6 protein-coding genes and 1 pseudogene are annotated in these 5532 nt (G+C 62.3%); 5 read left to right on the top strand and 2 right to left on the bottom strand.

Going from position 1 to position 5532, the window contains the following annotated elements; translation table 11 throughout:
- From BN1139_RS14990 to BN1139_RS14970, 5 genes and pseudogenes are all read left to right on the top strand, one after another.
- Positions 1–308 (top strand): annotated as a pseudogene (locus BN1139_RS14990) (response regulator); the annotation flags it as partial.
- Positions 309–311: 3 nt separating this feature from the next.
- Complete coding sequence (locus BN1139_RS14985; RefSeq protein ID WP_005351957.1) at positions 312–953, top strand: GNAT family N-acetyltransferase; 642 nt, start codon at positions 312–314, stop codon at positions 951–953.
- Positions 954–1013: 60 nt separating this feature from the next.
- Complete coding sequence (gene cobB, locus BN1139_RS14980) at positions 1014–1787, top strand: Sir2 family NAD+-dependent deacetylase (RefSeq protein ID WP_005351956.1); 774 nt, start codon at positions 1014–1016, stop codon at positions 1785–1787.
- A gap of 91 nt (positions 1788–1878) precedes the next feature.
- The gene (locus BN1139_RS14975) at positions 1879–2355 is read left to right on the top strand and encodes a putative pterin-binding protein (RefSeq protein WP_005351954.1); all 477 of its coding nucleotides are present in this window, start codon (positions 1879–1881) and stop codon (positions 2353–2355) included.
- Positions 2355–4043: a GGDEF domain-containing protein gene (locus BN1139_RS14970; RefSeq protein ID WP_005351953.1), complete on the top strand. Its 1689-nt coding sequence runs from the start codon at positions 2355–2357 to the stop codon at positions 4041–4043. The genes BN1139_RS14975 and BN1139_RS14970 overlap by 1 nt, the downstream gene beginning before the upstream one ends.
- Positions 4044–4091: 48 nt before the next feature.
- On the opposite strand, the gene BN1139_RS14965 is transcribed toward BN1139_RS14970, so the two are convergent.
- The gene (locus BN1139_RS14965) at positions 4092–5096 is read right to left on the bottom strand and encodes a substrate-binding domain-containing protein (RefSeq protein WP_005351949.1); all 1005 of its coding nucleotides are present in this window, start codon (positions 5094–5096) and stop codon (positions 4092–4094) included.
- A partial coding sequence (locus BN1139_RS14960) for a PfkB family carbohydrate kinase (RefSeq protein ID WP_041980675.1) occupies positions 5096–5532 on the bottom strand: 437 nt, incomplete at its 5' end. The genes BN1139_RS14960 and BN1139_RS14965, both read right to left, overlap by 1 nt.

Here is a 5532-nt window from a genome sequence, read left to right as displayed (position 1 = left end):
ACCACCTGCTCGGCAATGCCGATCGCTTCGCACTGGTGCTGCAAGCCAGTCTGGCAGGGAGCAAGCTGGCGCTGCTGCTCGATAACAGCCAGCATCTGCCATTCGATCTGCTGGAACGTTTGCCGCTGCAAGCCTTGCTGCTGGGGCAGGGGATCTTGCCGGAGATGGAGTCCTTGACCTGTGACTCCCTGCTGGGACGCTTTATGGCCCGGGTTCGGGAGCTGGGGATCGCCGTCTATCTGGATGATCCTTACAACCTGCTCGACGTCGAGGTGTGGCGAGAGCGCGGTATGACGGGGCGCTGGTAAGCCATGCCGCGCTACCTCTGCTGGCCCATGCACCGGGAGCGCCTTGGCAAAGGACTGGAGGGCTGGCCCCATCCGGTTTCCCGGGCCGCGCTGCCACTGGCTATGGAGGTCTTCGGGGTGCCTTGCCTGCTGCGCGAGCTGCATGGTGTGGCGCCTGCCCGCATGCTTGCGGCTTACGATGCATTGAGTGAAGAGAGCATCTATCTGCGCTTTATGCGTCCGAAACGGACACCGCCACCGGAACAGGTGGCCCAATTTCTCAATTACCATCCCGAACAACAGATCTCGCTGTTGCTGACCGATCTTGCCGGTGAGCCGCTGGCTCAGGCGCAATCAATCCGCCGCCGCCTTCATCCCGATCGGGCGGAGTTCTCCTGCATCGTGGCGGATCACTTTCAGCACAAGGGGGCGGGGCGGCGCATTCTGCTGGCGCTGGCACTGCTGGCCAGGGCGGACGGGATCCGGGAGTGGACGGCGGAAGTGTTGGCCCAGAACCGGCCCATGCTGACCCTGCTCAAGCGCCTTGGCTTGCCGCTGACCCTGGTGACCGGGCGGGAGATGGTCTTTGTCAGGCTGGATCTGTCGGTACTGGATGCCTGGTTGCCCGCACCGCCAGCGGCGCCGCTTAAGACCAAGGGCGAATAGTGACACTTTTTTCCCTGTGCTAAGGTCACATTTATTGTGCGGGGATAGACGGAGCAGCTTATGGCGCAGTCATATAAACATATCGTGATCCTGACCGGCGCGGGGATCTCTGCCGAATCCGGCATCAAGACTTTTCGTGCCTGCGACGGTTTGTGGGAAGAGCACAAGGTCGAGGACGTGGCGACCCCCGAGGGGTATGCCCGGGATCCCGAACTGGTGCTGCGCTTTTACAACTCCCGCCGCAAACAGCTGCAACAGCCCCAGGTTCATCCCAATCCGGCCCACTATGCGTTGGCCCGTCTCGAGCGGCTGCTGCCCGGCACGGTCACCCTGGTCACCCAGAACATCGACAATCTGCACGAGAGCGCGGGTAGCAAGAACCTTATCCATATGCACGGGGAGCTGCTCAAGGCCCGCTGCCCCGAGTCCGGTCAGGTGATCGAGTGGCGCGGTGATCTCCATCAGGACGAGCTCTGCTCCTGTTGCCAGTTCCCTCAGCCGATGCGTCCCCATGTGGTCTGGTTTGGCGAAATGCCGCTCGGGCTGGATCGCATCTATAGTGCGTTGGCCCAGTGCGATCTCTTTATCTCCATCGGCACCTCGGGCGCAGTCTATCCTGCCGCTGGGTTTGTCCATGAAGCGGGATTGAACGGGGCGCACACCATCGAGCTCAATCTCGAACCGAGCGAGGTAGGTAGCCAGTTTGACGAAAAACGCTATGGCCCAGCCTCCCTGCTGGTGCCCGCCTATGTCGATGAGTTGCTGGAGGCGTGCGGCATTCATCAACCGAGGCAAGTCGAGGGGCACAACTGGATGGAGATGCGTGGTCCCTGAGCTACTGTGCGACGGGACAGTTGCAATGGTTCGGTGAAATCGCCACACTGGCAACCATTTAAAAAATGGGACGCAGTTGGCGCAAATTACCATGACCGCAGTAAAGCAATGGATCGCTTTTTTTCTCCTGATGCTGGCCAGTGCCAGCGCATCGGCCTCCATCCCCCTGATGACCCTGGTACTGCCAGATGGCCAGCAGGTGACCCTCGATGAGGCGGCCCTCTCCGCCTTGCCACAGACCGAATTCACCACGACTACCCCCTGGACTCAGGGCGCCCACTACTATCGCGGGCCGACCCTGTCAGCCGTGCTGGCGGCGCAAGGGATCCCGGATGCTCGCAAGATCGCCGTCTCGGCCCTCAACGGCTATCAGCAGGTGGTGGATCTGGCCCTGTTCGACGGCGTGCCGCTGACCCTGGTGCGTCAGGAGGACGGCAAACCGCTGACCCGGCGCAACAAGGGGCCGCTTTGGCTGCTCATCCCGTTCACCACCTATCCCAAGCTGGACGTCCCTGCCATTCACAACTGCATGGTGTGGCAGGTGACCCGCATCGAGATCGTCGATTGATGGGGCTATCCCGCCAAAATCTGCTGTTGGTTGCGGTGTCGCTGCTGTTTCTGCTCTCGTCGGGCAGCAGCCTCTATCTGCAGTATCGGCAGGAGCAGCTGGTCGATACTTTCTACCGCAATGTCCACTGGAACATCAGCCAGGTGATGCTCGAATCCCAGCGTTTTCTCTACGACCTGCAGCTCTATCGGGCTGGCAGACTGTCGATGGAGACCCTGAGCCTCGATTACGATCTGCTGTGGAACCGGCTCGATATCTTCCTCATCAGCAGTGAGACCGCCGAGATGCGCCAGCGGTACGGGCTCGGCAAAGTGCTGGCCACCCTGTTCGAGCAGATCAAGCAGCTCGAACCCCAGATGGAGGCCGGTGCGCTGCGCGAGGGGGCTGAGCTTGCCCGCTTGCAGGAGGCGATCGCCAGCCAGACCCGTCTCATCGAACAGATAGGGGATCAGATCCTCTCCGGCCAGGAGCGGGAGCATTCGGTCAGCCAAATCCGCAACAGCCTGTTCTGGCTGCAGATGTGGCAACTGATCCTGCTACTGACCGGTGGCGCTCTGGTCGCTGCCCTCATTCGCGCCAATCTGGCGAACCGTCGGCTTGCCCTGCTCGATCCCCTGACCCAGCTTGGCAACCGCCGTGCCCTGCAGGAGCAGCTCTCTCGCGCTCTGCATGCCGATGATGTGAGCGCTTTGGTGGTGCTCGATCTCAAGCGCTTCAAGCAGGTCAATGATCTGCTGGGTTATCAGGTCGGTGATCGGCTGTTGCAGATGGTGGCCAACAAGCTGCAGCAGGCCCATGGCAGCCACGCTTACCGGCTCGGCGGAGATGAATTTGCCGTGGTGCTGACCAAGGCGGATGATGCGCTGGAAACCGCCATTCATGAGCTGGTGGATCTGCTCCATTTCGAGTTCGTGACCCGGGAGTGCAGCTTCGATCTGGCCTGTCGGCTCGGGGTTGCCAAGGCGCAGCAACAGGATGCCGCCCGGCTGCTGGATCAGGCCATCCTGGCCCTTAACCAAGCCAAGCGTAGCCAGGAGGGGGCGATCAGCTGGTTTGAGCCTGCCATGCTGCAACAGTTGCAGTTGAGTCAACAGCAGCTTCATCAGCTGCGAGAGTGGCTGGCGGGGCGCGAGCCTGCACCGCTGCGAGTAGCATTGCAGGCGCTGACGGACGGACAGGGCAACGAGATGTGGCAATTGGCGCTTGAGTGGCGTGAGCAGGGAGTGCCTTGCCACATGCGCTGGCTGCAGGAGTGCGGTGTGCTGGGGCCCGTGTTGGCCCGTGTGCTGCAAGCGCACGAGGCGCAGTATGCCGATGGTCGGGCACTGCTGGTCCCGCTCGACAACCAGGCCCAGCTGACTCATCTACTGGCCTATCTGCCGGAGGCTTCCCGTACGCCGCTGGTGTTGCTGGTGCCGATGCTGCAGCAGGATAGTGCCTTGCTGGCGGGATTGCGGCAACAGGGTTGCACTCTGGCGCTCAGAGAGATTGGCAGTACCACCTCGGCGCAGCTGGCAGCCGGCTGGCCTGTCCGCTACTGGCTGCCGCAGGGTGATGAAGATGGCGAGTTGCTGCAACCTCTGGCCCGACGATTGGGGCTGGTGCCACTGCAAGTGCTGGCGGCCAGGGAGACCCGGTCGCTGGCCTGGGGGCAAAAAGCGGTATTGCACCGGCAAGAGACAAAATGAAACAAGGCGACCTCGGGGTCGCCTTGTTTCGTTTATTGCCCCTGAACGTCAGGGGCGAGGGGCGCAGGATTGCCTGATCACCAGGTCCGGGTCGACGGTGATCAGGTGGTTCTCCACCGCTTCACCGTTGATCCGCGCCAACAGGCGGGTGACGGCGAGGCGCCCCAGCTCCTCTTTGGGCTGGTTGACGGTAGTGAGTGGCGGCGACATAAATTCAGCCAGCGCCACATTGTCGTAGCCGACAATGGAGAGGTCGCGCGGGATCACCAGCCCCGCCTGATGAGCGGCACTGATGGCCCCCATCGCCATCATGTCGTTGCAGACAAAGAGGGCGGTGGGACGCTCGGGCAATGCCAGCAGACGGGTCATCGCCTGATGGCCGCTGGCGCAGTCAAAGTCCCCCTCCTGGATCCACTCCTGATTGACGATGAGACCCGCCTCCTGCAACGCCTGCTCAAAGCCAGCCTGGCGCTGGTTGGCGGGGGCGCGGCTGTGGGGGCCTGTGATGCAACCGATGGCGGTATGGCCCAGCTCAATCAGATGGCGGGTCGCCAGATAACCGCCATGGAAGGAGTTGTCAGCGATAAGGTCAACATCCTCACTGACTAGCCCCCAATCCATCACCACCACCGGCAGGCTCTTGAGCCAGTCGAGCTGATTGAACACCTCTTGCTGTCCTTCGCTACACATGATCAGCAGGCCATCGACCCGCTTGCGCAGCATCATCTTGAGGTAGGAGAGAGCGGTTTCCGCCTGACCTTCGGTGTTACCCAGCATCAGGTTGTAGCCCTGCTCGAAGCAGTAGCGCTCCACCCCGCGCACCACCTCGGCAAAGAAGGGGTTGCTTGAGGTGGTGACCAGCATGCCGATACTGTTGGTCTCCTTCACCTTGAGGCTGCGGGCCACCAGACTCGGGGCATAGTTGAGCTCACGCATGGCCGCAAAGACCCGCTCGCGGGTCTCCTCGGCCACAAAACGGGTCTCGTTGATGACATGGGAGACGGTGGTGGTGGAGACCTGGGCCCTCGCCGCCACCTCCTTGATATTGGCCATCAGTGCCCCTGTGCAGTCTGCTCAAGCAGGAAGGTGTCGACCTCCTGCTTGCTCGGGATGGAGCTCTGGGCGCCGAAGCGGGTGACGGAGAGTGCCGCCGCCCCGTGGGCAAAGCGCACCGCGCTGTGGAAATCGGCTCCGGCCAGTTCCGCCGCCAGCAGGGCGCCGTTGAAGGTATCGCCCGCGGCAGTGGTATCCACCGCCTTGACCCGAAAGCCCGGGATCAGCTGTTGCTGCTGTGCGTTGCTGCAATAGACCCCCTGCGACCCCAGGGTGATCATCACATCCGCAATGCCCATCTGGTGGAAGCGGGCGGCCGCCTCGTGGGCACTCGCTTCGTCGGTGACTTTCACGCCGGTCAACAGCTCGGCCTCGGTCTGGTTGGGGGTGATAAGGTCGACCAGCGCCAACAGCTCAGCGGAGAGCGGGCGGGCGG

It is taken from the genome of Aeromonas veronii bv. veronii, assembly GCF_000820225.1.
GTDB classification, from domain to species: domain Bacteria; phylum Pseudomonadota; class Gammaproteobacteria; order Enterobacterales; family Aeromonadaceae; genus Aeromonas; species Aeromonas veronii.
Note: the sequence above shows the minus strand (reverse complement) of the source record. Positions and strands in the feature narration are given on the sequence as shown.

Bases quoted from the DNA above. Each gene is read 5' to 3' on its own strand.
- BN1139_RS14965 (WP_005351949.1), bottom strand. From the start codon at position 5,096: ATGGCCAATATCAAGGAGGTGGCGGCGAGGGCCCAGGTCTCCACCACC.
- BN1139_RS14985 (WP_005351957.1), top strand. From the start codon at position 312: ATGCCGCGCTACCTCTGCTGGCCCATGCACCGGGAGCGCCTTGGCAAA.
- BN1139_RS14975 (WP_005351954.1), top strand. From the start codon at position 1,879: ATGACCGCAGTAAAGCAATGGATCGCTTTTTTTCTCCTGATGCTGGCC.
- cobB (WP_005351956.1), top strand. From the start codon at position 1,014: ATGGCGCAGTCATATAAACATATCGTGATCCTGACCGGCGCGGGGATC.
- BN1139_RS14970 (WP_005351953.1), top strand. From the start codon at position 2,355: ATGGGGCTATCCCGCCAAAATCTGCTGTTGGTTGCGGTGTCGCTGCTG.